The following is a 24,732-nucleotide window of genomic DNA, read 5'->3' on the forward strand; positions in this document are numbered from 1 at the left end:
CGCTTTAATAGTCGGGTGTGCGGACGGAGGAGCTTAGATCTGGGATCCGCCTCCGTCGACAGGGAACTCAGCCCCGGTGGTGTAGGTGGCCTCAAATGCCAGGAATGCAACAGCCTTGGCTACCTCAACTGGATCGCCGAAACGCAGCATTGGGATCTGCTGTCTCATCTGTGCCTTTGTCTGCTCGGCAGCTTCTTTTGGCATTGCTTTTTCCATGATGCCTGTGTCAATAACGCCGGGACTGACTGCGTTGACGCGAATATTTCGAGGTAATAACTCGCGCGCCAGACCTCGAGTCATGGACCGCAGCGCCGCCTTACTAGCTGCATAAGCACTGAGCATTGGGAGACCCACTACGTTCACGATTGAGGTGGTAAGGACTACCCCGCTGCCTGAGCTTAGCAACGGAGCGAGTTTCTGCACGGTGAAGTACGGTCCTTTGGCGTTGATTGTAAGTATCTCGTCGTACTTTTCTTCGGTCATTGTCTCAAAAGGGACAAACCCCGTGACACCAGCGTTAACGAACAGGGCATCTATTGTTCCAAATTCAGCCTTCACTCGATCAGCTAACGCGGCGATGTCCTTCAATGAGGCGGCATCGCTCATGACCGCAATTGCGTTGTTGCCGAGTTGTTCACGAGCCGCATCCAGCGTCGCCTGAGTACGTCCAGTAATCAGAACGTGTGCGCCTTCATCCACTAGCAGCTTCGCTGTCGCAAGGCCGATTCCGCTGCTGCCTCCCGTGATCACGACCTTTTTGTCAGAGAATTTCCCCTTTCTGAATGGTTCCATTTAAATCGTCCTCCCTTGGTATAATCCGTAATCGGATGATTAGGTACAGGACCGATTATACAGCAATGAATTTAATAAGTAAACTAAATTTACTAAATTAGTTCATTTAATAATCTCAATACATAAAGGTAAGAAAATTTGTTATAATGTCTTTTATAGGCATCAAAGGGAGGTACTTATCCGTGAGAAAAGCTGTGAGTGTAGATACGTATGTGGAAAAAATAAAACCCATTATAAGAAAAACAAAATTCAGTCAACTGAAGGTCGATGATCTCGCAAAATATATGGATATCAGCAAAGTGACACTTTATAAGCATTTTTCCTCCAAAGACGACATCATCGAACAAGTCGTAGATTATTACATTGATTATTCGAAAAAGGCTGACACGGTTGTCAAAGACGATTCCGTCACTTTTTTGGATCGTTTTCAATTAACATTTTTACAATCGTTGATGTGTGCCGCGTATATCTCTGATTTGTTCTTGCAAGATCTTAAGGAATTTTATCCACACCATTTTGAGAATCTGTCCATTGCCCTACAAAATCGGAATAAAAGCTTACAAACTTTTTTTGAATCCGGTATGGAGCAACAGATTTTCAATAAATTGAATGCCGTGTTGTTTATGGTTCAAGATGACGCTGTGCTGCGACGCTTTATCGAGCCGTCATTTTCGATTCAGTATGATATTACTTTGAAACAAGCGATTATGGATTTCTACTACATGAAGCAGTATCAATTGCTAAAACCTGAATATCTGAAGATCATAGACAATTCCAATATTGAAAGGAGAATCGTTCATATTTTGCAAGCCATTTCATAAGTGAAGAGCCGATTTCCGATTCTGCTGTGTTACGCTGAACGTAGGATAGGTCAAAGGGCATCAAGAACAAAACGCCCTGGTCATTATTACGACCAGAGCGTTATATTTCATTCAAGCAAGATGTGACAATCTCTTTGTCTCTTGAAAATAAGGATATCTCGGCTGCGCTATCGATTGAAAAAATAAAAGACGAATCAGTTGTTCTGGCTCGCCCTATCCATCAAGATGATCAAGATAACATTGAACTTTTCAAGCTTAGAAGCGATTAAACAATGCGTATTTTTCATTTCTAGAATTTCAAAAATCTAACATTCCAGTAAAAAGTTGCGTACTATCATCAATGAATTTTTCCTCATTTATACCAAAATCATGATTATGAATGACCAATGAAACTAAATAGCCAAAATTCATCGATATAAAAGCTATAGCAATTGCGTTACTATCGCATTCTTTTATTTTATTTAGCTTTTGCATTCTGTCAAAATATTGAACAAGCAATTCTTTTAGCTGCAAGGGGATTGTGGTAATTTTTTTATCCAACTCGGGAAAGCTACCTAATTCTTTATATGCAATTTTTATTACATCATCATTTTCCTTAAAGAAAGTAAAATATACTTTTGTAATGATTTGTAAATCCTCTTTAAGGTTCCAACGGATCTCCTCGTGTACCACCTTTTCAAAAGAAGGGATATAAGAATATTCGTCTATTATCGTATTTAAAATGTTCATTTTGTTACCGAAGTGACGAAAAACAGTTACTTCATTAACATTTGCTTGACGAGCGATTTCTCTTGTTGTAACGCCCTGAAACCCTTTTTTCTTTATTAATGATATGGCAGCCTGTAATATTTTCTTCCTTGTATTTAATGTTTGTGTCAATTTAATTACCTCACTTACTTATAAATTGAGTGTACAGATTTGGATCGTGTGATGGAATAATCATCAAGTCAGGATTATCCATCTCCAATTGTTTCAGCATTGGAAAATTACTTTCATATTGCTTTCGATTATAATGAGCGATTCTGCTAAGAAGTGATCCGCCTTTGTTTTTTTGATAATTAGCTTTTACATATACACTATCCGCAATTAAGAAATATCTTTCTTTATTCGAAATATTTAGTAGTAGTCCACACTGTCCAATTGAGTGACCAGGAAGGGGAACTAATATGATTGAATTATCCTTGAATAAATCAATCGTATTTAAAAAAGGACCATATGAACATCCACTTTCCTCAAAGTCTAACTGTTTCAAAGAAGATAGATTAATATTTTTAAACAATTGCTTTAAATATCCTTTAAATAGTAATTTGAGCTTAGGTTGTTGACAATATCTCCATTCCTTCTTATTTACATATATAGTTGAGTAGTTAAAATCACTAATACCCCCAACATGGTCAGCGTGTAAATGAGATAGGATGACTGTTTGAATTTGCTTTGACGTTATATTTTTTTCAAGTAATTGACTGATAGCATTTTCCTTCTCCGTTATCTTAACTGGGGTAATTTTATTCATAAGAGAAAAAGGAAAGTTTTTTGTAGCTTCAAAGTACCGAGTTGAGTAGCCCGTATCAAATAATATATTACCATGTACAGGATGTTTAATTAGGAAGAACAATGATGGAATTGATATATCGGATGGATCAGCACCTTTTAGTAAGTGAGACTTTTTAATTATACAAAATCCTGCATTCATAATGGTTAGCTTACATTCAGGGACTGTTTCTGCTATAGGAGGTAAATTCATATTCACTCCATTCCTTCCTCGTTATTTTTTATAGTACGCTTTCAAATCTTCTCGGTTTTTCCATCTTGATGATTGTAATAATTTTAGTTCACTGGGGACAAATTGTTTAAGCGTTCCCAATCCTTGAATTGAAATCTCAACGATATCACCAGGAATGAGCCATTGATTGTTATCCAATCCACAGCAGCCAGGGATCGTCCCCATTCCAATAATCGTTCCAGGTGGAGGAGTGAAGATAGCGGAAAGATAGTCGATAACTTCCTGTGGGTGAGTGACATAGTCGGATGTGCTGCCTTTCCATGACAATCGGTTATTCTTACCTATTTTCACGCTAACATCTAAAGATAACGGACTATCTACTTCATCTGGTGTTACAAAATAAGGACCAATACCAATACTTTTGTCAAAATCTTTACTCCTTGCTGGTCCACAAAGTACACGAAAATCTGGGAACTGAACATCTCTCGCAGATACATCGTTCATAATTACATACCCGGCAATAGAAACTTTCACGTTATCAGTTATAGGGTCAACTTCAGAATGGCCTATAACAACTCCTAGCTCTGGCTCGATATCCAAGTACGAGGTATAAGACGGCCAAACTAATGTATCAAATGGTCCACTTATCGATAAATGGTTGCATTTGTAATAAGGCATACTAAATTTTTGAGTTGTCTTTCGCAAAGCCCTGCCAAGAATCTTTCGCAATATAGGTTTTAATATCCCTTTAAATTCATGTTCAATTAGTGTATAGCCTGAATTTATTAAATGCTTTGGCGATAGACCAAAATCTAAAACTGCTGGCGGATTAGGAATAGGAGAAAATAGTTGGATTTCCTCTAGGGTAAAAAATGGCTCTATATTGTTCTCTGAAATAATCTCTTGGGCATATAAATAAAGTGTACGAGCATGTTGCTCACTTTCAGGCAATCCTTGTAAATAGCTATTGATATTGTTTAATAAAGGAGAGAACTGGTTTGATAGATGCTGGAGCCTTTCAAAAGAAATAACATAGTCATCGATAACAATACCAAACTGTTCCATCTTAGAATTATTCACGGAAAAAGATATTAGTTTCATATGTAACCCTCCATGTAGTCATTTACTATTTAATTGATATGTTACTATTCACCTATTAATGAATGCAAGTGATTACTTGCATAGTTGATCCTGCGGTAAAAGAATTCCTTCATGTTGCCAAAGGTGTTTTTGAGTGAACATCAAAATACCAAATTACTTCACAATGAGTAATTTGGTATTATAAGTTAACGAGTTTCCTCTGATATTTTGAATGACTAAACCCTAGTGAAGGTACACCTATCGAAAACCAATCAGCTTCTTATCGTTTTTAAAGCAGTAGACCAGGCAACAACTTCATTCAACATCGTTTGAATTATTTCTTCCGGAGACGACCGTTATGTTCAAATTACTACAAGAGAATTTAATGTAACAGACTTTCATTTCGCATCAGCGAGGATGTAAAAAAGGGCTTTTCCTGCTTCTGGAAGAGCCCTGATTCTTGATATATGCCTAATAACAGTTCTGATTGCCTTCTTATACTAAACTCTTGAAGAAGATTCAAGCTCCTCTGAATGCTGGCTCCGATAATCCATTAGCAGTTGCTGCATCTTATCCACCGTGCCATCCGGATGAGGAACATGAATGGAAACGGTCAAATTAGAATCGTTCAAGTAATGAAACGAAACCAGATCAAAATTCAAGATCCCGAGATTCGGACAATGCAGCGTCTTAGGTGCATCCATCGCATCGAGAACCTCATGGGAATCCCAAAATTCTCGAAACTCCCTGCTAGCCTGTGAAAGCGCCTCGAACTGCCCGGTCCACCAAGGATCGTCGATGTGACGAGCATATCCGGCATGAAAATTTGCAACGATTCGCCTGGCATGCAGTTCCCATTGGTCTCCCTTTAGATAGCGGAAACGGGGAGAAGTAAACGTCATCCAAACCAGATTCCGCTCCCTCTCCGACATCACCGCGAGATTCCCATTTAATGCGCAGTAAGCTTCATTCCAGGCAATGATGTTCATGCGCGCATCCATGACATTCGCAGGGGAAAGGTTCTGATTATCCAAAAAACGTTGAAGCTCCGGCGTTACCTTAGAGGGTTGCTTCATACCGGTCTAAGGAAATTGCTTACGGGCAAGATGGTACAGATGCCTGCGTTCCGACTCATCTAACTGAAGCACTTTCGCGATTCGATCAAGGACCTCAGCGGATACGTTGATATGACGTCCTTGTTCCAAATAGGTGTACCAATCCAGCCCCACGTCTGCCAGCAGAGCTACCTCGCTGCGGCGAAGTCCGGGGGTTCGTCTGCGTCCGGAATCCGGCACACCTGCTTGTTCTGGGCTTATTCGTTCACGGCGCGAACGCAAAAAACGGGACAATTCCTCATAACGGTCCAATCTGTTTGCCATAATCTCTACATGCCTCCTATCTATTCATGAACGTAGGATTCCCAATCCTACGATAACTAGATCTCTTCCTAGCCTCTTCGGGTCCATATAGACTAGTTTATGACCTCCTTAGGAGGAATAGCAAGAATGGATTGACAGTGTGATCGGCCCCACCTGCTCAACTCCATTCAGACCCTATCATTGAGGTGATGAAAATGAAAGTAGCCGCCATAGTCGGAAGCATTCGCAAAGATTCATACAACCAGAAGCTAGCCCGTTATATTCAAAACCGTTATCAGCATCTTTTTCAGTTAGATGTGCTGAGCATTCGGGACCTCCCCTTTTACGATCAGGATATCGAGTCTGTTCCGCCGCAGCCGGTTATCGATTTTAAAGCGAAAGTCGCTGCTGCCGACGCGGTGTTATGGATCACTCCGGAATATAATTCGACTATACCCGGCGTCATGGCGAACGCGATTGACTGGTTATCCCGCGTGGATCGAGTCATGATCGGGAAGCCCTCATGGATCGTCGGATCTTCCATGGGATTGTTGGGATCAGTCAAAGCGCAGGGCCATCTGCGTGACATTCTGTTCGCATCCGGTATTTCCTCGCCGCTGTTGCCTGGCAATGAAGTGTACATTGGTCTTGTTCATGAGAAGTTTAACGAGAAGGGTGAGCTGACCGATGAACCTACAATTCAGTACCTTGATCTTGTTACCGACAATTTCGTGAAATGGATGAAGGAGCTCTCCCAATTGAAGCAGCTCCAGAGTCAAAAATAAACAGAAACCTTGGAGGGAGTAAGATGTTTGAGCATATCGTGCTATTGAAATTCAAGCCCGATGTTTCTATTGAAGTAAAAGAAAGTGCAATAAAGCGCGCACATGACTTTAAAGGGAACATTCCGGGGATCGTGGAACTTAGCGCAGGGATTAACGTCACGGAGGAAATAGAGCATATACAGGGGTTTACGCTGGGAATCAGAGTCACTTTCGAAAATCAACAGGCTTGCCGGGAGTATATTCAGCACCCCCTGCATCAAGGATTATTGCAATCCATTGGCCCGTTTGTTGAAGGAATCGTCGTTATGGATTACCCGTTTGCTTAATATTGCCCTTTAAAACACATTAGAAAGGAGAGCTTGCTGAAATGGAGAAGAAGCTTGCCGGCAAAATTGCCTTGGTCACTGGAGCATCCAGAGGAATTGGCAGAACTATTGCCGAGTATTTAGCGAATCATGGCGCCAAGGTAGTTATCAATTTTGCGAATCACGCAGATCAGGCGACAGACGTTGTACAGAATATTCAAAGGAATGGCGGAGAAGCGGTAGCAATTCAGGCCGATATCAGCCGATTGAGCGAGTTGGAGAGACTCTATCAAGAAACAATAAGAACGTTCGGAAAGCTAGATATTGTGGTGAATAACGCGGGGGTCATCATTACAAAACCGGTGGGCGATGTTACGGAAGCGGATTACGACCAGCTATTTGCGATCAATGTCAAAGGGACCTATTTTTCATGCCAGCTTGCTGCTAAGCATTTAAACGCGAATGGCCGCATTATCAACTTTTCCACTTCAGTGGCGGGTCAGATGTTCCCTGCATACAGTCTTTATGCGGGCTCCAAAGGAGCCGTCGAACAATTCACACGGCAATTGGCCAAGGAGCTTGGAAATAAAAATATAACGATTAATGCTGTAGCACCAGGGCCTATAAATACCGAGCTTTTCACGGTTGGCAAAACACCCGAACAAATCCAGGGACTAGCCAACATGAACGCCTTTAGACGTCTCGGAGAGACCGAGGACATTGCAGGTGTGATCCTCTTTCTTGCGAGCGAAGAATCGCAGTGGGTTACGGGACAAACCATCCGTGTTAATGGTGGATTCATTTAATCAATCCAATCTAAATACACTGTCTAGCAGATAATAAGAAAAGTACCACAGACCGCGGTCATTCCCTGACCCTGCATCATGTTGCCGCTCAGTTCCCCTGTAGGGAAACGAGCGGCTTTCTCTCGACCTTGCGCTGCTAGAAAATTAAAAGATCTTGAACAAGAGCTAGGTAAAAACTCTTTATGTAGCCACAGTATCAATCTCACAGATGAAGGAATCCTCTTATCAAAAAGGGCAGAAGAATATGAAACAAATTGCCTGTTACGTAACAGAAAAAATCGACCGGCTCCCGGCCAAAGCGCGATAGTACCGGACCCTGTCCTTGTACTTGTCTATCAATCCTCGATTATGTTCGTCTCCTCCGGAAACATTACCACTTCGAAAAACCGGAGGCACAACGTCCCGCTCCAACAATTTCCCCACAATGGCGCATATTAACGCCTGAATGATCACAATACCGGCTATGGTTAAGGTAGGTCCGATTTTGGGGTGAAGCTTGTCATGCTGAAGCATGGCATCTCCGGGAGCACCACAGGTACCCAGGACATCATCCGCCACCTCGAAAAGTCGCATACCGCTCGAATGTCAGGAACGCTCTTCCGATTTGTTTAAGGTTCGTCAAGGCAGACACATGCAGACTGCGTTTTTTACACTCCAATGCAACTTCAATCGGAACCGCATTTATTCCGCTATTAGTGACGATGATGATGGTTCCTCCTGGACGTAAATCGTATCCGGATACAATAATGTTCAAATTTTCATGTTGCACCTGCAACTACAATTTTCATCATTTTACCTCCAATATTTGATTTGTTGTAACCGCCACAATTGTAACTGCGTCGGTTACAATTCGTGTATAAAAAAGCCCGCATCGAGCTTTAATTATTGGGGCCTACCTTCTTTCAGCTTTATGTCAATAAAATCAACGATCTGCTGAAGCGAGGAAATTTGAATCATAATATGTTCACGTTGACTTCTTAATTGATCCACCAGTTCAGGATAATTAACGGAATCGGAGTCGACTGAGGCAGACAAAAATGGCCGCATAGCCTCGAGCGACATTCCCGTTTTTTTGAGGCAGTTTATTTGCTTGATCCTATAAATGTCCTCTTTTCGATAAAAGCGATGCCTGTTTTCCTTCCGTTCTGCCTGAGGCAGCAGCATGATCTTTTCGTAATAGCGGATTGTATCCTCGGAAATACCGGTTTGCTCGGCGACTTGCTTGATCGTAAAAGTTTGTTCTTCCATTATGTCTCCTCCCTAAATTGCCGTTTTGAGCATTATACATTTTGGAGCATACTCCAAGTCAAACTTATTTCCATCATTTATCCTTAATCAACTTTTTTATTTTCGCGCCTTGACTTGGATTCTACTCCAACTTTTATTATGGGATCTGCGGGAGAAAACTCCCGACAACAATCTATCTTAAGAAGGGCAGGAACATTTATTATGGAACTAAAGATTACCGCACCCTCTCCAGTCGTCTCGGTAAAGCCGATAGTGCTTTCAGCCCCGGGCCGTGGCGAGAATCTGCAAGTGAGAGTCTCCGCGCCGACGACCGGTCGTAACTTACCTATCATTGTTTTCTCACACGGTTCTGGCTCATCGTTGGAGGGTTACGGCCCCTTGGTTGACTTCTGGGCTGCACACGGCTTCGTAGTCATTCAACCTACCCATCTCGACTCAAGGACATTGGGTCTCCCTCAGGACGATCCCCGCACACCACGGATATGGCGTTTCCGAGTGGAAGACATGAAGCGCATCCTTGATCAGCTTGATTTCCTGGAATCTGCCGTTCCCGGCCTCAGCGGGCGCCTTGACCGAAGCCGCATCGCCACAGCCGGACACTCCTTCGGCGGCCAAACGGCGGGCAACCTGTTAGGCTTGCGAGTCCTCAACCCCGAGACCAAGAAGGAAGAGGACCTGTCCGACTCGCGCATCAAAGCAGGCGTGCTATTCGCCACCGCTGGGCAAGGTGGGGACAGCCTGACACCGTTCGCGGCCGAGAAGATGCCGCATCTGAACGTGAGCTTCGAGCACATGACCAAGCCCACCCTCGTGGTCGTCGGGGATCAGGACGACACTCCTAACAAATATCAACTGACCGTTCGCGGGCCGGATTGGATGACCGACCCTTACTTCCTTAGCCCGGGAGCTGAAAGCCTGCTCACCCTTTTTGGCGCAGAACACTCACTTGGAGGGATCGCTGGTTACGAGGTTAAAGAAACAACAGACGAAAACCCAGAACGAGTTGCCCTGATCCAGAAAGTTACATGGGCTTACCTTCGACATGTACTCGATATTGAGCAGACCAACTGGTCGGCAGTGAAACAGACTTTGTCCGAGACGACCCATTCAATTGGTCGAATTGAATCCAAATAAAGCTCTAGAGAAAGACAGCGAGCTCCCCCGCCGGCCCAATGCCTGTGAGGGAGCTCACTCTCTTTTTCTCGGTACCATTCCCCCATCTATTCGGATCGGGGATCCTTTGAAGGCGGAGGCCCCATCTCCCGCCTCGTTTTGCCGGATCGCTTCTTGCCTTCTAAAAGGCGGCGTATTCATGTACGGTTTGTTGAGGTACGTTAGCGATAGAAGTCAACCATATCTCCAAACAGCCGTTTAATAAATTCGAGCTCGCTTTCGTTGTATCTATCCAAAAATTCGTACATTCTCTGCTTTTCCTTCGCATGAAGTTCATCATGAGCAGCAAATAGCTTTTTGCCGACAGACGTCAACCGAAAATACACTTCCTTTTTGTTGTCGTTGAGCTGGGCTTTTCGCACCCAACCTGCCTTTAGTAATTTATTTGCGATCTTGGAGGTATTTCCTTTGCTTAAATTTATTCTCTCCGCGATGGAAGTGAGATTGATCGGCTCCTGCTCTCCGATGCACGCAATGGTGTGCAGTTCCGTCATATTCAAGCTGAATTTCAATTCAATATGTTTCCGGATATCCTCCAGGTATGCGGCAGTTATTCGGGTTTCATATTGCTCTTTTTGCTCAAGAAACTGAACGAAAAATTCATGAATGGCGGTTTTGTTCTTACTGGCAGTATCCATGATTATGCTGGCTCCTCAACTTGTTTTTTTTATTATATCACAGATTGTTATCTGCGAAACAAATGGTCATACACGTATTGATATTGGGGTTGACAGGACAAATAGCAATAAAGTAAACTTACATTGTTTCATATGAAACAAAGGTAGTATATAATTTTCATCACACTTGTTTTAACAGGCAGTAAAAAAGGTTCCTGCGAAACAATAATTGATGAAGGAGGTTTACTGGAAATACTTGTCCACTTTTCTAGAGAAGATTTATAAATATGGAAATGGAGCCTACCTGCCTATGGAAATTGTGAATCCGAAGATATTGACGGACAAGGTTACATCTGTAATTTCTCATGTCGTGGTAACTACTGCCTCCAAACTGGCCTTCATCTCAGGTCAGGTTTCTGTAGATGAATCAGGAGCATTGGTCGGTTCAGGGGACTATTACGCGCAAGCGATTCAGGTGTTCACCAATCTTAAATATGCATTGGAAGCCGTGCAAGCGGATCCCTTGTACATTGCAAAAATGAATATTTTTGTCGTGAACCACAGCCCGGATTTGATTTCGACTATTTTTGACGCCGGATTTCATGTGTTTGGCCCTAACTGGCCGAAGACAGCAAGTACCTATATAGGCGTTCAAGCACTAGCCGATCCTGAATGGCTTATCGAAATAGACGCTATCGTGATCTTCCCATAATGTATAAGAAAAGAGGTTATTGATATGAAAAATGAAGTCATCCTGATCGGTGGCGGTCCTGTCGGCATGATGTTGGCTGGAGAATTGGCCTTAGCCGGTGTAAAGGTGTGCGTCATTGAGCGACTAAAGGAGACAACCCCATATTCACGTGCGCTTACCGTACATCCACGCACGCTTGAAATATTAGATATGCGTGGAGTGAAATCACAATTAATCAAGCAAGGCCGCTTACTTTCGAGAGGACATTTCGCCGGATTAGAAACTCCTTTGGATTTCTCGATGTTGGATTCTTCTTCGAATCACACCCTCTTTTTACCGCAGAGTGAGACGGAGAAGGTGCTGGAGGAATGGGCGCTTAACCTTGGTGCAGAAGTCTGGAGAGAGGTTGAGGCTCTGTCTGTGCACCAGGATGAGGATGGGGTTGACGTTAAGATCGCGGGACCGCATGGAGAAACAACGTTAAGATCAGCTTATGTGGTAGGTACGGATGGAGCCAGAAGCTTGGTTCGCAAACATGCAAATATATCCTTTGAAGGTACAGATGCGACCTTCACGGCTATTCTGGGGGATGCCGTTCTATCTGATTTGGCTCCTATGAGTGTCATATCCCGAATTACAGAACAAGGATTGGTCAGCATCATGCCAATCAATGATCATCTCTATCGAGTCTTGATGATCGATATGGAGAGACGTAACATCTCTAAGGATGAGACTGTTACATTGGAAGAGTTTCGTTCATCGCTCATCCGTACGACCGGAAGCGACCTGGGATTGAACGAGGTGAAATGGATGTCCCGTTTCGGAAATGCTACGCGGCAAGCGGAACGTTATCGGAATGGTCGATTGTTCTTGGCGGGAGATTCGACGCACATTCATTTTCCCGCTGGTGGACAGGGAATGAACGTCGGCTTACAAGAAGCGATGAACTTAGGCTGGAAGCTTGCTGGAGCAATTAAAGGCTGGGCTCCGGACTGGCTATTGGACAGTTATCATGCCGAACGTTTTCCATGGAATACGGCCTTGCTCCGGAATACCGAGGTCCAAACCCTGCTTCTGGACGTGACTCCTTCCATCACGGAACTGCGAAGCATGCTGGCTAATCTGATTCAAATACCGGAGGCTAATTATCAGATCGCTGCACAAATTTCCGCCATGGATGTACATTATGCTCCCGACGCCGAAGCGCCTTCCCATCCTTTAAACGGGAAAAGGTTCAAGGATCTCCGCTTAAAGCTGAAAGATGGACACTTGATGAACTCCTATCCGCTCTTGCACAAAGGTGCTTTTCTTCTGTTGCATTTCCATTCTAATGAACAGAATAGCGGCCAATGGGAAACGTATAGCAACCTTCAAGTTGTACATGCTTCTTTGGCTGAGGCTGACGCGGATTGGAACGATGTCCACACGGCGCTGATTCGGCCGGATGGACATATTGCCTGGGCGATTCCTCTATCCCATCCAGATCCAAGGCAAACCATAAATGAAGGAATCACTCGCTGGTGCGGAAATATTACGAATTATTAATTCTGTGCTGCACTCAAAAAAACGCAATTTCTCCATGAGTATGAAAATACCGCTCAAGCGCTATTCAACAACGCTTAGGCGGTATTTTCATTTCTGAGGAAGAAGGTACTTTACGCTCCGTTTCGTTCCGCAGTTGCAGATCGGCGACCCATGGATAATGAAACAATAGCCGGGATCAATCCAATGGCAACGAAAGCTCCGCAAGCAAACCAACGGATGCAAACGAGATGCTTTTACAACGATGCCTCCGATTACAGCCCCTACAGCCATGCCCAACTGCACAATACCGTGCGAGTGAGGAAACTGAATCATATCGAGGGGAGCTTAATAACCTGATCTTGGTCTATGTTTTGGGTTACCTCATGTTATTTAGTTATAATGCATCATCTTCCGAGAACCAGAAGATGATGCATTATGCCGTTTGCAATCAGGTACAACTTCAATTCATTTAATGGACACCTTTTTAGAATTCATCTCAGGGTATTTCCGACCTTCTCTGCCGGCGCTCATTCGCATTCTCAAGAACGACGCCACCACGATTGCAATAGCGACACCCATCATCCCGACCCATGTAATTGATGGCAGAGACACCCGTTCGATCATGACGCCGCCGATTGCAGCCCCCGCAGCCATGGACAACTGCATCATGGATTGGTTCAGGCTTAGCATGATTCCAGAATAACTCGGTTCAATCCGAACCAGATTAACTTGTTGCGTTGGACCGGAGGACCAAGCCGCAAACGACCACAAGATCAGGAGGATGACAATCAGCTGCCAAGAGTGCGTATAGGCAACGGATAGAGAGAGGAGAAGCAGCGCGATGACGTGCAAGAGCAATCCCCCTGATAGTGTCGGGAACACCCCCCATTTATCCACACTGAAACCGCCGAATTTGGATCCGAGCAGGCTGGCGATGCCGAAAGCCAACAGCACTCCGCTCAGTATCCCTTCTTTCAATCCGGCAACATCTAGCAGATACGGTGAAATGTAGGTATAGGCGATCGAGTATCCGCCGAGCCAGAAAAAGGTAATCGCAAGCCCCAGCGCTACATTTCCGTTTTTCAAGAAGGCAAGCTGCTTGGACAACGGCATCGGTTTATCCCCTTGAACTCGAGGGATGATGGCGTACAGAACGAACATAACCACCAGACCGGCCAGTGCCAATATCCCAAAAACCGATTTCCATCCGAGTTGTGCTGCAACGATACGTCCAAGAGGCACGCCGATAATCAAGGAGGCCGTAAAGCCCATCACCACGGTAGCAATCGCGCTGGCTTGTTTGCCGGGGACGGCAATTTTCGCGGCGATGTCCAATGCGGTTACCACAACCATTCCCGCGCCTAGAGCCATGATGACGCGAGCTGCGAGAAACGCTGCATAGCCAGGTAAAATGAAAGACAGAATATTTCCGATAACGAAGACACCCAGCGCCCAAACCAGCAGCTTTTGTCTTTCCACCTTGGCAGTCAACGCCATCAGGATCGGGGTGCCAATGGCGTACACAAAGGAAAAAATCGTGACCAACTGACCCGCAGAAGTAACCGAAATCCCCAGTGTATCCGAGATCTTATCCAAGATGCCGGAAATAACGTACTCGGAAGTACCCACCAAAAAAGTAACTAATGCCAATAAATAGACTTTCCACGTGTTAGACAATTCGTTCACTTCTCCTTATTTTTGTTGTATGAATAGTTACCGACATGAGGATCCTTTTGATAAATTTATATATCGCAATATGTCGATATGTTGAGCCGAAAAAAAACTGAATACGTTTGAGGTATTCAGTTCAGATTAGAGTTTCTGATTTAAGAAATCAGCCAATTCGCTTATTTTCTCTTCGTTACGTTTGTAGTACGTATATTTGCCGATTCGCTCGGTTCGAATCAGTCCGGCCCGTTGCAGAATGGACAAATACTGCGACGCTGTCGACTGTGTCATGTTCAGCTTATCCGTCACTTGACTGACACACACCCCGATTTCCCTCATATCCACTCCTTCATGGGGCACAAAATGTTTTTCGGGCTCCTTAAGCCACTGTAAAATCTGTAATCTCGACTCGTTAGACAACGCCTTGAACACTTCAATTGGATCCATGTTTTGTATTATATCTACATTTTGCGATATGTCAATATGATTTTCAATGCCCCATAAACCAAGTTTTAAGCCTATTCCGTGAAAGCCACTTTCGTCAATCATCAGTCAATCGCTAATTTTCTTCCTCTACGGCGATGCCGGCAGTTCTTAAGTGCCCATAGGCAACGATTCTGCTAAACTGAGATGAAACTTCATCTGCAGGAAGGGGCTTATCATTTTTAACCCACCAAATTACGATCCCCATGAAAGCCGATCCAAGGTATTCGATCAGCAATTCCTTGGATATCGCTAATACGGAGTTTTCCTGAGCAGGTTTCCACCCCTCCATTAATTTATCCTTAATGATATTCTCCATTTTCGCTTGAAACGGATAGATTCGATTCTCTTCAATTAACATGGAACGGTAAAAGGTCATATTTAGCGAAATTTGCTCCAGTACCGTTTGCATGACGGTCTCGAGTAAAGAAAGGCTGAAAGGACTCATGCTGATCGGACAAAGAACGACTGCCTCCCTTAATTCGCTTAACAGTTCATTCATACATGTATCCAGTAAATCAGGCTTGTTTTGGTAGTGAAGATAAAAAGTGTTTCGATTGATCATAGCCCGATCGGCAATATCCTGGACCGTTATCGCATCGTATCCTTTTTCCGGAATAAGCTCATAAAACGCCTTTCGAATCGATTGTATCGTACGCAGTATTCTTAGGTCGGTTTTCTTAGTCATTATTTTCGTTCCCCCTAAATTTATTTAGGTCGTTAAGCGACAAAGTTTTATGAGTTGTCTGTTATCTATCATAACTAAAAATATTGAATATTGAGCGTTATATTAACCTCAATTATAATAAGCAGAAGATAAATAAACAACACACTGTTCATTATTTATCTAATAACCAAAAAATCCAAGGAGGATACTTCAATGACATTCAATTATCAAAATGAGCTTGTTCGTAAGGCAGTCGCCGTACTGGAAAGTTTTGAGAGCGGCAATCCCGAAGCGATTACGGCTTACGTTCATCCAGATCAATATATTCAGCACAACCAGGCTTTACTCGATGGTCGTGAAGCCATGCTTGGCGCACTTGATCATTTAAAGGAAATGGGGACAAAGGTAAGCGTTAAGCGGGCTTTAGTTGACGGAAATGTTGTGGCTCTTCATTCGGTATATCATTTTCACGGCCCTAAAATCGGTTTTGATATCTTCCGTTTTGAGAATGGACTCATCGTTGAACATTGGGACAATTTGCAAGAGATGGTGGAGAAGACACCAAGCCATCATACGATGATTGACGGACCGGTTACGATTAAGGATATCGACAAGACGGAGGCCAACAAAGCATTGGTCAAAAGCTATGTTGAGAACATCTTGCTCGGGAAGAACCCTGACCTTCTTGCCTCTTACTTTGATGGAGATACCTACCTTCAGCATAGTCCGCATATTGCAGACGGCCTTTCCGGTCTTCACGCTGCATTGCAGGCGCTGAAGGAGAGAAAAGTTGAGTTTCAATATACTCATATCCATCAAGTCATCGGGCAAGGCGATTTTGTTCTTACCGGGAGTGAAGGTCAATTCGATGGTCAACCTACAGCTTTCTACGATTTGTTCCGCGTACAGGATGGAAAGATCGCTGAGCATTGGGACGTCATCGAGGCCATTCTGCCGGAAGAAAAACGAAAAAATACGAACCGTAGATTTTGAAGCTTGTGCAGCTGAATCGCAAGAAAGACATCGCCGAATGTAATTACGGTGATGTCTTTCGCTTCACGAATGTACTGGAGTGGAAAATTTTATAGTCCAATGGATACAGGGAGAATCATGAAAATATTGACACAAAAAATGATGTGGCTTGGATTAGCGCTCGTCCTGATCGTGCTGACCGTATTCGGGGTTGCGATGATGGGATCGGTGGTTGGATCGAAGCCAAAGGAGCTCCCGGTCGCCCTCGTTGTCCTTGACCAGCCGGCGGAGCTGCCGACTGGAGGAACGTTTGCGGTAGGGGAAATGATCCGGGAAAAGTTGGTGTCAGACCCGGCAATGCCGTTCGTCTGGCATATCGTGGATTCCGAGGAAAAGGCTCGGGAAGGATTGGATAAACGCGAATATTACGGAGCGATGGTGATTCCGGCGGATCTGAGCAGCGGTTTACTCTCATTAGCAACTCACTCGCCGATTCACCCTAATGTGAAGATCATCTCCAACGAGGGTATGAATACCCAAGCCTCGATGGTCATAAGACAAGCAATGGGGCAAGCGATGAAAATGATCAGCGGGGAACTGTTGCAGCAGCTGCTTGAGCAGATTGGACAGCAAACGGAGCAAATTCCGGTTGAAACGGCTACAGCTTTAATGACACCGATTACCGTTCAGGAGGAAGTCGTGCATCCACCGGGAGTGAATAATGCGTCGGGGAATGCGCCGGGTTTGTTGATCCAGATCATGTGGATCGGCAGTCTGGTGACCGGGATCATGTTGTTCCTGGCTAGCCAGAAGGCGGTCGCCGCGGGTTCAAGGAGATGGGCAGTAAGTGCGCTGCAAGCTATCGTGGGGCTTGTGGCCGCTGGTATAGCGTCAGGCTTCACCGTATGGATGGCTTCGTCGTGGTACGGCATGGAGCTGGCGAACGCGAGGGAGACTTGGTTGTTCTTATGGTTGGCTGGATCGGCGTTCTTCTTGTTGCAATCTTCCTTGCTGAATTGGATCGGATTCCGGGCTATGCCTCTGCTCGTACTCCTGATGTTCTTCTCCATGCCGCTGTTGAACATGGCTCCGGAGTTCTTGTCGCATACAACGCGAGTTTGGATCTATTCGTGGACGCCGCTGCAGTTTGCGGCAGGAGGGCTGCGGGAAGTGATGTACTTCGGAGGACTGGACGCGGTCGGCTCGAACGCCTGCGTTTTGTGGGGCGTCGCCGTGGGATTTTTGATCCTACTGCTCGCTTCTGGATTTAAGGCCGGTCGAGCAGCAACAGATGCGCTCCCTACTTCTGTTACAGGGGAGTAAAATATGGTAAGCTTCTGATCCCAGCCAGCCAAGACTTACTACGTTACGCGCCGCCCACCCTGCTTATTTTGGCGGCCATTTGCGCAGCCTTGCGCATCGTCTGTCTAAAAAACTTAGCAATGAAATCGTGATTTTGCCTTATAAGCAATAGGCTCGTTTGAAACATACACCTCCACTCTATCGTCTAGAGGGTGGAGGTGTTTATTTTGAAAAAGATAGTATTTGTTCTCTTGCTCGCCTTGCTCGGCTGCCAATCTTCCGAACCGGAATCGGCTCCAGCTGCCAACCAGCCCAAGGAGGACCCTGCTCCGCTTGTTCAAACGACAGACACCCAGGACGACTTTTTCTCCGTACAGCTTTCGGTCCCGGAACAAGTGAAGGTAAACACGATTTTTAACATGGAGGCGGAATTGAAAAACACGGCGGATCGAACACTCGAGATCATGACCGGGGATCCGGTATTTTATTATGTGATTCAGGACAGTGACGGGAACGCGGATCCCATCCTAAGAACGTCCATCGGTGTAGTGCGCCCTATGAAACAGGACGGGGTCATTACAGAAAAGCATCAGTATCGCTTTAAAACCCCGGGGGTTTATGAAGTCACCGCCATCGCGAAATTTACGTTGCAAAGCAAAGACGGTAAAGATCAAGATTATAAACTGGAGACCGAGCGAAAGCAGATCGAAGCGGTCGAATAGCTTAGGGGAGAACGTCACCCGGATTGGACACCGGCTTCACTTGAATTCCCCTCCGGCGAACGCCTTCCAGTTGCTGTTCGGATGCTTCCCAATCGGTAATCAAACAATCAAACGATTCGATCGGGGCGACAAAAGCTTTATGGATTTTGCCGAACTTGCTGTGATCGGTGACCAGAATGCGCCGGGCCGAATAGCTAAACATCTTCTCTTTAATCCGGGCAACGGACAAATAAGGATCCGTGATGCCCTGCCTTGGATCGAGCCCAGCGGTACCGAGAATACATAGATTGGCCCGAAATTGGGAGATCATTTGCTCGGCCAGCGGGCCGACGATGCCGGATTCCGACTGAACGTCCTCTGCGGTCCCGCCGCAAACAAACACGGAGAGGTTCGGCTTGCGCATGCATTTATAGGCAATATCGATGCTGTTCGTCACAATTGTAATGTCCTTTAGTTCCGTCAGCAAATCGGCCACATGGCCGGTCGTCGAGCCGGAATCGATGAACAAGGTGTCCCCCGGCTCGATCCATTTAACGACCTCGGCTGCGATCGCCTTTTTATGCGCCGCGAGCGGATCGCCACCCTTCGCCGCAGCCTCCCCCGATCCTTCTCCTGCCGATTTAAGAAAGGCCCCTCCGTTTACCCGCTGAATATAACCTTCGAGCTCCATTTCATGCAGATCCCTGCGGATCGTTGGAAGCGATACCTCCAGCAGCTCGGCTAGTGTGTTGACGTGCAAAAAAGTATGTTCTTTCAAATAGGCTACGATAACGCGGTGTCTGGCTTTCATTTGACCTTTCTTCCTCCCCGGCTGCGAACTCCTTCATTCCATTCCATTCCTTTCCCTGTTTCTACTTTACCGACAGACGATTAAAAAGGCAAGAGAAAAAAGAGAAATTCAGGAAATTTTGATTGTTATCAATCAATATCTCGCATAATTGTGATCGATATTTACATATAAGACCGTTGGATTTAATCTATTTTTTATATTTAGCAACTAGAATGAATATGAATTGATCGAAACAAATCATGGATAGGAGGAAAATCAACATGCAAGAAAAAACAAAAGTGACGTTCTTCGGAACGGAGGCGGCCGTTCCTGAACTGGGAGGTGAAACGGCCAGCTTTTTGATCAATGACGAGGTAATGGTCGATACGGGGTGGAATATCGTGGACAATCTCCGCCGACAAGGGATCGATCCCGGCAGTATCCGTTATTTGCTGTTCACCCATATGCATCATGACCACTACATCTCGCTCCCCTCTTTGCTCTATTACTTCCTGATCACCAACAAAGACTTGTCCGGTCTGAAAATCCTCGGTCCCAAGGAAGATTTGCAGCCGATCATGCACCATACGCTGGAATTTCTGTTTTTGAATCGCAAGTTTTATCCCGACCGCAACTACCCTACTATTATTCCGCTTTCACCGGGAGAAGCTCATGAAGACGATCGCTTCTTGTTGGAAACAACCTCTTCCCTGCACCCGGTACAAGCTCTTTGCTATAAATACACGGACAAGCAAACTGGCAAAACCGTCACCTTTACCGGCGACACCGCCTACCATGAACCGATTATCGATCTGGCCCGCGGCAGCTCGCTGCTCATCCATGAAGCCACCTATGGAGCAATCCCGGCAAATCCGCAAAAGAACGGAGGTTTGCACTCCAGCGCGATGGATGCGGCGGAGATTGCCAAAGCGGCTAACGTTGAACAGCTTGCCCTGATCCACGGACTGCGCCACAACAACGAAGCCAGCGTGAAAGCGGCCGAAGCGATCTATTCCGGTCCGGTGATGTGGCCGGCGAAAGATCAAACGATCCTGCTCTAAATGACCATTCATTTGAAAGAAAGCGGTGAACGACAATGAAAAAGAAGTTTTTACGGAAATGGCTGCCCGCCCTGCTTATCGGTGTGATTGCTTTGACCGGCTGCGCCCAGCAGAACAACGGAACGGCGGCGACTAATGAGCCCGCGGCAAATGGAAATACATCAACGGGGACGGCTGGAACGGAAAGAATCAAGCTGCGCATGACGACCTGGTCAACTGCCGACAGCTACGAAATGCAAAAATCGGTGTTGGACAACTATATGAAAGAGCATCCCAACGTGGAGATTACGTTCGAATCCGTACCGGATGGCTATGACCAGAAGCTGCTCGCCCAGTTTGCCATCGGCGACGCGCCCGATATCATCATGTTGGGAGAAACCCATATCCCGATTTTCAGCGAGAACGGCGGTCTGGCGGATTTGACCGAATTGGCCGCGGGGCCAAACGGCATTAAGCGGGACGAGTTTTACGAGGACATTGTGGATTACGGCAAATACAAGGACAAGCTGTATTCCATGCCTAAAGACTGGACGAATATGGCGATTCTCTATAACAAAAAGCTGTTTGATGAAGCGAACGTCCCCTACCCTAAAGCCGGATGGACATGGGACGAGCTGTATGAAACCGCCAAGAAGTTGACCAAGACGGAAAATGGAAAAACAGTGCAGTGGGGCTTCAAACTGCCGGGAACCGACCAGCGCCGCGTTCAGCCGCTTGTGCTCGCTTACGGTGACGGCATCGTCAGCCCTGACGGCAGCACCTATCAAGGTTATATGAACAGTCCGGGAACGGTTCAGGCGCTGCAGTGGTTAAGCGACGCGTACCACAAAGATAAAATCATGCCGAGCAGCACCGATACCGACTCGTTTAAAGGCATTGACATGTTTGCCGCCGGCAAAGTGGCTATGGATTTCAACGGCCGATGGCCAATTGAGAAATATATGGAAGATCCGCAGCTCGACTTCGGTACCGTCCCGCTCCCGGTCGGCCCCAAGGGAGCCAATAATTTCGTGTTTTACGGCGGCTGGGGAATTTATGCCAAGTCGCCCAACAAGGAAGCGGCCTGGGATGTCATCAAATATATGACCAGCCGGGGCGGGGCCGAAATCTTCGGCGATTTCGGATTCGTAGCTTACAAGCCGGTGGCCGAAGAAAAAGGACAAGCTTCGGACCCGAACTATAAGCCGTTTACGGACGAAATTCCCAATACCAAAACGATGCCTGATATGATCGATGTCGATTATCCAAAGAGCGGAAAGCCGGCTTTTACGGAAGCATTGGAGAAGATCCTGCTCTCCGAGAGCGATGTGAAGCAAGTTTTGGACGAAGCCGCAGCCGCTGCGGATCAGGCGAAACAGAAGTGAAAAATTCAGGCGCGGGCGGGCCATAGGCTCGCCTGTCTGCCCATTCTAGGGGAGGCTGCCGATGGAAGCCATCACGAGCCGCAAAGCGGCCAAAACTGCACCTCGGAAACAAAAATCGCTGTTGAAACGTAAGGAAGCCTGGATCTTTTATTTGCTGGTTTCCCCCTGGCTGATCCATTTGGTCGCTCTGGATGCAGGTCCGATGCTGGCCTCGCTGTATTTCAGCTTTACGGAATGGAATATGCTGACCGCTCCGGAATGGGTCGGCCTTAGCAATTATGCGGACGCGTTGACGAAAGATCCATTGTTTTGGAAGTCGTTGGCCATTACATTCGGCTTCGCCATCGTCTCGGTACCGCTGAATTTGGTCGTCGGCCTGGCGCTGGCGCTGCTCCTTAACACCTCCTTGCCGGGTACCAGGCTGTTTCGCACCATCTATTACTTGCCATCGCAAATCAACGGCGTCGCGGTAATGGTCATGTGGGTATTCGTCTTTAACCCGGATTTGGGATTGCTGAATACCTTGCTTGCCCAATTTGGCATCCAAGGCCCGGGCTGGATTTTTGATCCGAACTGGGCGCTTCCTTCCCTGGTCTTTATGAACCTGTGGTCGGTAGGCGGCGGGACGATCATTTGGCTGGCGGGACTGAAGGGAATTCCCGACTCTCTCTACGAATCGGCGACGCTGGACGGCGCAAACGCCTGGAAACGATTCAGATATATTACGCTGCCGCTGCTGACGCCGACGATTTTTTTCAATCTGATCACCGGCATCATCGGCGCCTTGCAAAAATTCGGCGAGGCTTATGTCATGACTAAAGGCGGGCCGCTGAACTCTACCCGTTTCTTCAACTATCATTTGTACGATTACGCCTTCGGGAAATTCGAAATGGGCTTCGCCTCCGCCCTCGCTTGGCTGCTGTTTGTGATCATCTTGGCCTTGACGCTGCTTGTATTTTCCACTTCCGGGCGGTGGGTTTATTACGGAGGAGACAAAAAATGACACTAAAAAAACATCCGCTGCTCGGCTCCCTGCTTTATCTGTTGCTCGGCGTCGGCTCTATTGCGATGCTGTTCCCGTTCGTATGGATGCTGTCAACATCGTTTAAGAGCGATGCACAATTGTATGCCTGGCCTCCGGTCTGGCTGCCGTTGCCTTTGCAGGTTGAAAACTATGCCCGAGCGTTCACCAAGCTTCCGTTTGGCCTATGGTTCGGAAATACCGCCCTTATTACGGTGCTTAGCGTATTCGGGACGCTTCTGTCCTGCACGGTTACCGCTTACGGGTTTGCCCGCTATCGCGCGCCGGGGCGCGGCGTGCTGTTCATGATCATGATCTCCACGATGATGATACCCTGGACCGTGGTGATGATTCCGAAGTTTTTCCTGTTTACGCAGATCGGCTGGGTGAACACGTTTTTGCCGCTAACGGTGCCCAGCTTTTTCGGCAACGCCTTTTACGTGTTTTTGCTGCGGCAATTTTTCCTGACCATCCCTCCAGATACGGAAGAAGCAGCCAAAATCGACGGGGCCGGCGTTTTCGGCATCCTGTGGCATGTGATGCTGCCCGTTACGGTGCCAGTGCTCATCACTGTGGCGATTTTCCAGTTCGATGCGGCGTGGAACGACTTTCTTCAGCCGTTGATCTATTTGAACAAACAGGAACTGTTTACGATTTCGTTAGGGATGAACTTTTTTAACGGACAATTCGATGTGCAATGGAACTATTTGATGGCCGTCGCCTGCGTGGCGATGCTGCCTACGGTCATTCTGTTCTTTATCGGACAAAAATACTTTGTGCAAGGCATTGCCTTGACCGGCATCAAGGGCTGACTTGTCGCTTACTTGTTTAGGAGGGTTTTTCGTTGAGAATCGTTGTGCTTGGTGATTTCCATATCGATGGACAACACCCGGAATTAACTATAAAAGCCATGGAGGACGTGGCGATGATTGCCCCCGATTTAGTGATTCCGCTGGGGGATTTCGGAAGAAACGGACGGATCGGCCGTCCGGAAGGCTTGCGGGAAGCAAAGGAACATCTTGACCGGACTCAGGCGCCCCTACGCCCGATCATGGGCAATCACGATCTGGAGCGGGAATCCGGCGGCGTGCAGCCAAGCGGTACGATGGAAAAAGCGTTTTTGGATATTTTCGGCTTGCAAGAGCCTTACGGCGTCCTGGAATTTCGCGAGTGGCGGCTGTTTTTCGCCTCGACCGAGCCCCAACCCGCCGATTCCTGTTACGATGTGCAGGAATGTTATGCGACAGATCGCCAGTTTGACGCGCTGGTCACCAAATTGAAGGAACGGCCGGGCGTGCCGGTGATCTTCTTTACCCATGCGCCGCCGATCGGAAGCGGCCTGCGGACGGTCCCCCGCGTTCATGTGCGTTCTACGAACGCTTACCTGGATCAGAACCATGACCCTTATCGCTGGCTGGAGCTTGTCCGCAGCTTTCCGGAGATCGTTATGTGGTTCTCTGCCCACTATCATCTTAGCCAGGGGTATGTTAACTCCCATACGCTCATACAAGGCACCCATTTCTTTCTGACCGGTGTTCATAGCTCCTGCACCCGGGACGGCAAGCGGCAGTCGCGCGTGATTGATATTCACCCGGCAGGCCTTAGCGTACGCACGCTGGACCATATCGAACGCCGGATTACGGAAGAAGGCACGTTTGCGTGGAAAGGAAGTCCGGGCACACTCATGGGCCTTAACGTTGAAACGGCTTCCTCGTTTTCCGGAACCGGAAGCCAGAAGCTCCTCGCTGGGGCTTTTGCCGATCAAAACGGCGCTAAGCGG

The 24,732-nt window shown here is 46.5% G+C and carries 28 protein-coding genes and 1 pseudogene; 15 read left to right on the forward strand and 14 right to left on the reverse strand.

Features of this window, described 5'->3' with window-relative positions:
• Nucleotides 1–33: 33 nt before the first annotated feature.
• On the reverse strand, nt 34–792 hold the full coding sequence (locus TX85_RS22105; RefSeq protein WP_044482024.1) for an SDR family oxidoreductase: 759 nt from the start codon (nt 790–792) through the stop codon (nt 34–36).
• 182 nt (nt 793–974) lie between these two features.
• Between TX85_RS22105 and TX85_RS22110 the strand changes: the two genes are divergently transcribed.
• Entirely contained in the window at nt 975–1,613 is a 639-nt protein-coding gene (locus tag TX85_RS22110; RefSeq protein ID WP_044482025.1) for a TetR/AcrR family transcriptional regulator, read from the forward strand.
• 297 nt (nt 1,614–1,910) lie between these two features.
• Here TX85_RS22110 and TX85_RS22115 read toward each other — a convergent pair whose 3' ends face one another.
• From TX85_RS22115 to TX85_RS27810, 5 genes are all read right to left on the reverse strand, one after another.
• Nucleotides 1,911–2,492, reverse strand: coding sequence for a TetR/AcrR family transcriptional regulator (locus tag TX85_RS22115; RefSeq protein WP_044482026.1), 582 nt, complete (start codon nt 2,490–2,492; stop codon nt 1,911–1,913).
• A 10-nt stretch (nt 2,493–2,502) separates the two neighbouring features.
• Nucleotides 2,503–3,357 (reverse strand): MBL fold metallo-hydrolase, encoded by an 855-nt coding sequence (locus TX85_RS22120; RefSeq protein ID WP_233500839.1) that lies wholly within the window; start codon nt 3,355–3,357, stop codon nt 2,503–2,505.
• A 21-nt stretch (nt 3,358–3,378) separates the two neighbouring features.
• Nucleotides 3,379–4,437: a fumarylacetoacetate hydrolase family protein gene (locus tag TX85_RS22125; RefSeq protein ID WP_044482028.1), complete on the reverse strand. Its 1,059-nt coding sequence runs from the start codon at nt 4,435–4,437 to the stop codon at nt 3,379–3,381.
• A 479-nt stretch (nt 4,438–4,916) separates the two neighbouring features.
• Nucleotides 4,917–5,492, reverse strand: a complete 576-nt coding sequence (locus tag TX85_RS27805) for an MmyB family transcriptional regulator (RefSeq protein ID WP_262362706.1) — start codon at nt 5,490–5,492, stop codon at nt 4,917–4,919.
• A gap of 6 nt (nt 5,493–5,498) precedes the next feature.
• Entirely contained in the window at nt 5,499–5,795 is a 297-nt protein-coding gene (locus TX85_RS27810) for a helix-turn-helix domain-containing protein (RefSeq protein ID WP_233500827.1), read from the reverse strand.
• 194 nt (nt 5,796–5,989) lie between these two features.
• Here TX85_RS27810 and TX85_RS22135 point away from each other — a divergent pair, with 194 nt between their 5' ends.
• The 3 genes from TX85_RS22135 to TX85_RS22145 are packed head-to-tail and all read left to right on the forward strand — an operon-like array spanning nt 5,990 to nt 7,670.
• Nucleotides 5,990–6,559 carry an NADPH-dependent FMN reductase gene (locus TX85_RS22135; protein WP_044482029.1) on the forward strand — a complete coding sequence of 190 codons (570 nt, stop codon included), beginning with the start codon at nt 5,990–5,992 and terminating at the stop codon, nt 6,557–6,559.
• Between the two features lie 23 nt (nt 6,560–6,582).
• A complete protein-coding gene (locus tag TX85_RS22140) occupies nt 6,583–6,885 on the forward strand; it encodes a Dabb family protein (protein WP_044482030.1) in 303 nt (100 codons plus the stop codon).
• 41 nt (nt 6,886–6,926) lie between these two features.
• Nucleotides 6,927–7,670, forward strand: coding sequence for an SDR family oxidoreductase (locus TX85_RS22145; RefSeq protein ID WP_044482031.1), 744 nt, complete (start codon nt 6,927–6,929; stop codon nt 7,668–7,670).
• Nucleotides 7,671–7,931: 261 nt separating this feature from the next.
• On the opposite strand, the gene TX85_RS25545 is transcribed toward TX85_RS22145, so the two are convergent.
• The 3 genes and pseudogenes from TX85_RS25545 to TX85_RS22155 form a co-directional block, all read right to left on the reverse strand.
• Complete coding sequence (locus TX85_RS25545; protein ID WP_148444398.1) at nt 7,932–8,243, reverse strand: phosphoheptose isomerase family protein; 312 nt, start codon at nt 8,241–8,243, stop codon at nt 7,932–7,934.
• Nucleotides 8,218–8,439 carry an SIS domain-containing protein gene (locus TX85_RS28245; RefSeq protein ID WP_392391856.1) on the reverse strand — a complete coding sequence of 74 codons (222 nt, stop codon included), beginning with the start codon at nt 8,437–8,439 and terminating at the stop codon, nt 8,218–8,220. Before TX85_RS28245 ends, TX85_RS25545 begins: the two co-directional genes overlap by 26 nt.
• Before the next feature lie 122 nt (nt 8,440–8,561).
• Nucleotides 8,562–8,921 (reverse strand): annotated as a pseudogene (locus TX85_RS22155) (MerR family transcriptional regulator); the annotation flags it as partial.
• A 198-nt stretch (nt 8,922–9,119) separates the two neighbouring features.
• Between TX85_RS22155 and TX85_RS22160 the strand changes: the two are divergent.
• The gene (locus tag TX85_RS22160; RefSeq protein WP_044482033.1) at nt 9,120–10,052 is read left to right on the forward strand and encodes an alpha/beta hydrolase family protein; all 933 of its coding nucleotides are present in this window, start codon (nt 9,120–9,122) and stop codon (nt 10,050–10,052) included.
• Nucleotides 10,053–10,252: 200 nt separating this feature from the next.
• Here the strand turns inward: TX85_RS22160 and TX85_RS22165 are convergent, their stop codons facing one another.
• Nucleotides 10,253–10,729 carry a MarR family transcriptional regulator gene (locus TX85_RS22165; RefSeq protein WP_044482034.1) on the reverse strand — a complete coding sequence of 159 codons (477 nt, stop codon included), beginning with the start codon at nt 10,727–10,729 and terminating at the stop codon, nt 10,253–10,255.
• 211 nt (nt 10,730–10,940) lie between these two features.
• Here TX85_RS22165 and TX85_RS22170 point away from each other — a divergent pair, with 211 nt between their 5' ends.
• Together TX85_RS22170 and TX85_RS22175 are read left to right on the forward strand one after the other, a co-directional pair.
• Nucleotides 10,941–11,420: a RidA family protein gene (locus tag TX85_RS22170; RefSeq protein ID WP_233500828.1), complete on the forward strand. Its 480-nt coding sequence runs from the start codon at nt 10,941–10,943 to the stop codon at nt 11,418–11,420.
• A 24-nt stretch (nt 11,421–11,444) separates the two neighbouring features.
• On the forward strand, nt 11,445–12,944 hold the full coding sequence (locus TX85_RS22175; protein ID WP_044482035.1) for a monooxygenase: 1,500 nt from the start codon (nt 11,445–11,447) through the stop codon (nt 12,942–12,944).
• Nucleotides 12,945–13,388: 444 nt separating this feature from the next.
• On the opposite strand, the gene TX85_RS22180 is transcribed toward TX85_RS22175, so the two are convergent.
• The 3 genes from TX85_RS22180 to TX85_RS22190 all read right to left on the reverse strand — a co-directional run bounded on the left by TX85_RS22180 (nt 13,389) and on the right by TX85_RS22190 (nt 15,762).
• A complete protein-coding gene (locus tag TX85_RS22180) occupies nt 13,389–14,600 on the reverse strand; it encodes an MFS transporter (RefSeq protein WP_044482036.1) in 1,212 nt (403 codons plus the stop codon).
• Nucleotides 14,601–14,735: 135 nt separating this feature from the next.
• A complete protein-coding gene (locus TX85_RS22185; RefSeq protein ID WP_028538557.1) occupies nt 14,736–15,038 on the reverse strand; it encodes an ArsR/SmtB family transcription factor in 303 nt (100 codons plus the stop codon).
• A 112-nt stretch (nt 15,039–15,150) separates the two neighbouring features.
• Nucleotides 15,151–15,762, reverse strand: a complete 612-nt coding sequence (locus TX85_RS22190) for a TetR/AcrR family transcriptional regulator (RefSeq protein ID WP_044482037.1) — start codon at nt 15,760–15,762, stop codon at nt 15,151–15,153.
• 192 nt (nt 15,763–15,954) lie between these two features.
• On the opposite strand from TX85_RS22190, the gene TX85_RS22195 reads away from it, so the two are divergent.
• The 3 genes from TX85_RS22195 to TX85_RS22205 all read left to right on the forward strand — a co-directional run bounded on the left by TX85_RS22195 (nt 15,955) and on the right by TX85_RS22205 (nt 18,737).
• Nucleotides 15,955–16,734 (forward strand): nuclear transport factor 2 family protein, encoded by a 780-nt coding sequence (locus tag TX85_RS22195; RefSeq protein WP_044482038.1) that lies wholly within the window; start codon nt 15,955–15,957, stop codon nt 16,732–16,734.
• Nucleotides 16,735–16,851: 117 nt separating this feature from the next.
• Nucleotides 16,852–18,036, forward strand: a complete 1,185-nt coding sequence (locus TX85_RS22200; protein WP_044482039.1) for a YhgE/Pip domain-containing protein — start codon at nt 16,852–16,854, stop codon at nt 18,034–18,036.
• Nucleotides 18,037–18,242: 206 nt separating this feature from the next.
• Complete coding sequence (locus tag TX85_RS22205) at nt 18,243–18,737, forward strand: hypothetical protein (RefSeq protein ID WP_044482040.1); 495 nt, start codon at nt 18,243–18,245, stop codon at nt 18,735–18,737.
• A gap of 1 nt (nt 18,738) precedes the next feature.
• Here TX85_RS22205 and TX85_RS22210 read toward each other — a convergent pair whose 3' ends face one another.
• Nucleotides 18,739–19,527 carry a DeoR/GlpR family DNA-binding transcription regulator gene (locus TX85_RS22210; RefSeq protein WP_044482041.1) on the reverse strand — a complete coding sequence of 263 codons (789 nt, stop codon included), beginning with the start codon at nt 19,525–19,527 and terminating at the stop codon, nt 18,739–18,741.
• A gap of 260 nt (nt 19,528–19,787) precedes the next feature.
• On the opposite strand from TX85_RS22210, the gene TX85_RS22215 reads away from it, so the two are divergent.
• From TX85_RS22215 to TX85_RS22235, 5 genes are all read left to right on the forward strand, one after another.
• Nucleotides 19,788–20,567, forward strand: a complete 780-nt coding sequence (locus tag TX85_RS22215; RefSeq protein ID WP_044482042.1) for an MBL fold metallo-hydrolase — start codon at nt 19,788–19,790, stop codon at nt 20,565–20,567.
• A 35-nt stretch (nt 20,568–20,602) separates the two neighbouring features.
• Entirely contained in the window at nt 20,603–21,931 is a 1,329-nt protein-coding gene (locus TX85_RS22220) for an ABC transporter substrate-binding protein (protein WP_044482043.1), read from the forward strand.
• A gap of 61 nt (nt 21,932–21,992) precedes the next feature.
• On the forward strand, nt 21,993–22,934 hold the full coding sequence (locus TX85_RS22225) for a carbohydrate ABC transporter permease (protein WP_049895167.1): 942 nt from the start codon (nt 21,993–21,995) through the stop codon (nt 22,932–22,934).
• Nucleotides 22,931–23,764, forward strand: coding sequence for a carbohydrate ABC transporter permease (locus TX85_RS22230; RefSeq protein ID WP_044482044.1), 834 nt, complete (start codon nt 22,931–22,933; stop codon nt 23,762–23,764). Before TX85_RS22225 ends, TX85_RS22230 begins: the two co-directional genes overlap by 4 nt.
• A gap of 32 nt (nt 23,765–23,796) precedes the next feature.
• Nucleotides 23,797–24,732: metallophosphoesterase family protein (locus tag TX85_RS22235; RefSeq protein WP_187375187.1), on the forward strand; the 936-nt coding region annotated here is incomplete at its 3' end.

It is taken from the genome of Paenibacillus antibioticophila, assembly GCF_000455265.1.
Lineage (GTDB): Bacteria > Bacillota > Bacilli > Paenibacillales > Paenibacillaceae > Fontibacillus > Fontibacillus antibioticophila.

Coding starts and splice junctions, on each gene's coding strand:
- TX85_RS22105 (WP_044482024.1), bottom strand. CDS start 792: ATGGAACCATTCAGAAAGGGGAAATTCTCTGACAAAAAGGTCGTGATC.
- TX85_RS22120 (WP_233500839.1), bottom strand. CDS start 3,357: ATGAATTTACCTCCTATAGCAGAAACAGTCCCTGAATGTAAGCTAACC.
- TX85_RS22125 (WP_044482028.1), bottom strand. CDS start 4,437: ATGAAACTAATATCTTTTTCCGTGAATAATTCTAAGATGGAACAGTTT.
- TX85_RS27805 (WP_262362706.1), bottom strand. CDS start 5,492: ATGAAGCAACCCTCTAAGGTAACGCCGGAGCTTCAACGTTTTTTGGAT.
- TX85_RS27810 (WP_233500827.1), bottom strand. CDS start 5,795: ATGGCAAACAGATTGGACCGTTATGAGGAATTGTCCCGTTTTTTGCGT.
- TX85_RS22135 (WP_044482029.1), top strand. CDS start 5,990: ATGAAAGTAGCCGCCATAGTCGGAAGCATTCGCAAAGATTCATACAAC.
- TX85_RS22140 (WP_044482030.1), top strand. CDS start 6,583: ATGTTTGAGCATATCGTGCTATTGAAATTCAAGCCCGATGTTTCTATT.
- TX85_RS22145 (WP_044482031.1), top strand. CDS start 6,927: ATGGAGAAGAAGCTTGCCGGCAAAATTGCCTTGGTCACTGGAGCATCC.
- TX85_RS25545 (WP_148444398.1), bottom strand. CDS start 8,243: ATGCGACTTTTCGAGGTGGCGGATGATGTCCTGGGTACCTGTGGTGCT.
- TX85_RS22160 (WP_044482033.1), top strand. CDS start 9,120: ATGGAACTAAAGATTACCGCACCCTCTCCAGTCGTCTCGGTAAAGCCG.
- TX85_RS22165 (WP_044482034.1), bottom strand. CDS start 10,729: ATGGATACTGCCAGTAAGAACAAAACCGCCATTCATGAATTTTTCGTT.
- TX85_RS22170 (WP_233500828.1), top strand. CDS start 10,941: ATGAAGGAGGTTTACTGGAAATACTTGTCCACTTTTCTAGAGAAGATT.
- TX85_RS22175 (WP_044482035.1), top strand. CDS start 11,445: ATGAAAAATGAAGTCATCCTGATCGGTGGCGGTCCTGTCGGCATGATG.
- TX85_RS22185 (WP_028538557.1), bottom strand. CDS start 15,038: ATGGATCCAATTGAAGTGTTCAAGGCGTTGTCTAACGAGTCGAGATTA.
- TX85_RS22190 (WP_044482037.1), bottom strand. CDS start 15,762: ATGACTAAGAAAACCGACCTAAGAATACTGCGTACGATACAATCGATT.
- TX85_RS22195 (WP_044482038.1), top strand. CDS start 15,955: ATGACATTCAATTATCAAAATGAGCTTGTTCGTAAGGCAGTCGCCGTA.
- TX85_RS22200 (WP_044482039.1), top strand. CDS start 16,852: ATGAAAATATTGACACAAAAAATGATGTGGCTTGGATTAGCGCTCGTC.
- TX85_RS22210 (WP_044482041.1), bottom strand. CDS start 19,527: ATGAAAGCCAGACACCGCGTTATCGTAGCCTATTTGAAAGAACATACT.
- TX85_RS22215 (WP_044482042.1), top strand. CDS start 19,788: ATGCAAGAAAAAACAAAAGTGACGTTCTTCGGAACGGAGGCGGCCGTT.
- TX85_RS22220 (WP_044482043.1), top strand. CDS start 20,603: ATGAAAAAGAAGTTTTTACGGAAATGGCTGCCCGCCCTGCTTATCGGT.
- TX85_RS22225 (WP_049895167.1), top strand. CDS start 21,993: ATGGAAGCCATCACGAGCCGCAAAGCGGCCAAAACTGCACCTCGGAAA.
- TX85_RS22230 (WP_044482044.1), top strand. CDS start 22,931: ATGACACTAAAAAAACATCCGCTGCTCGGCTCCCTGCTTTATCTGTTG.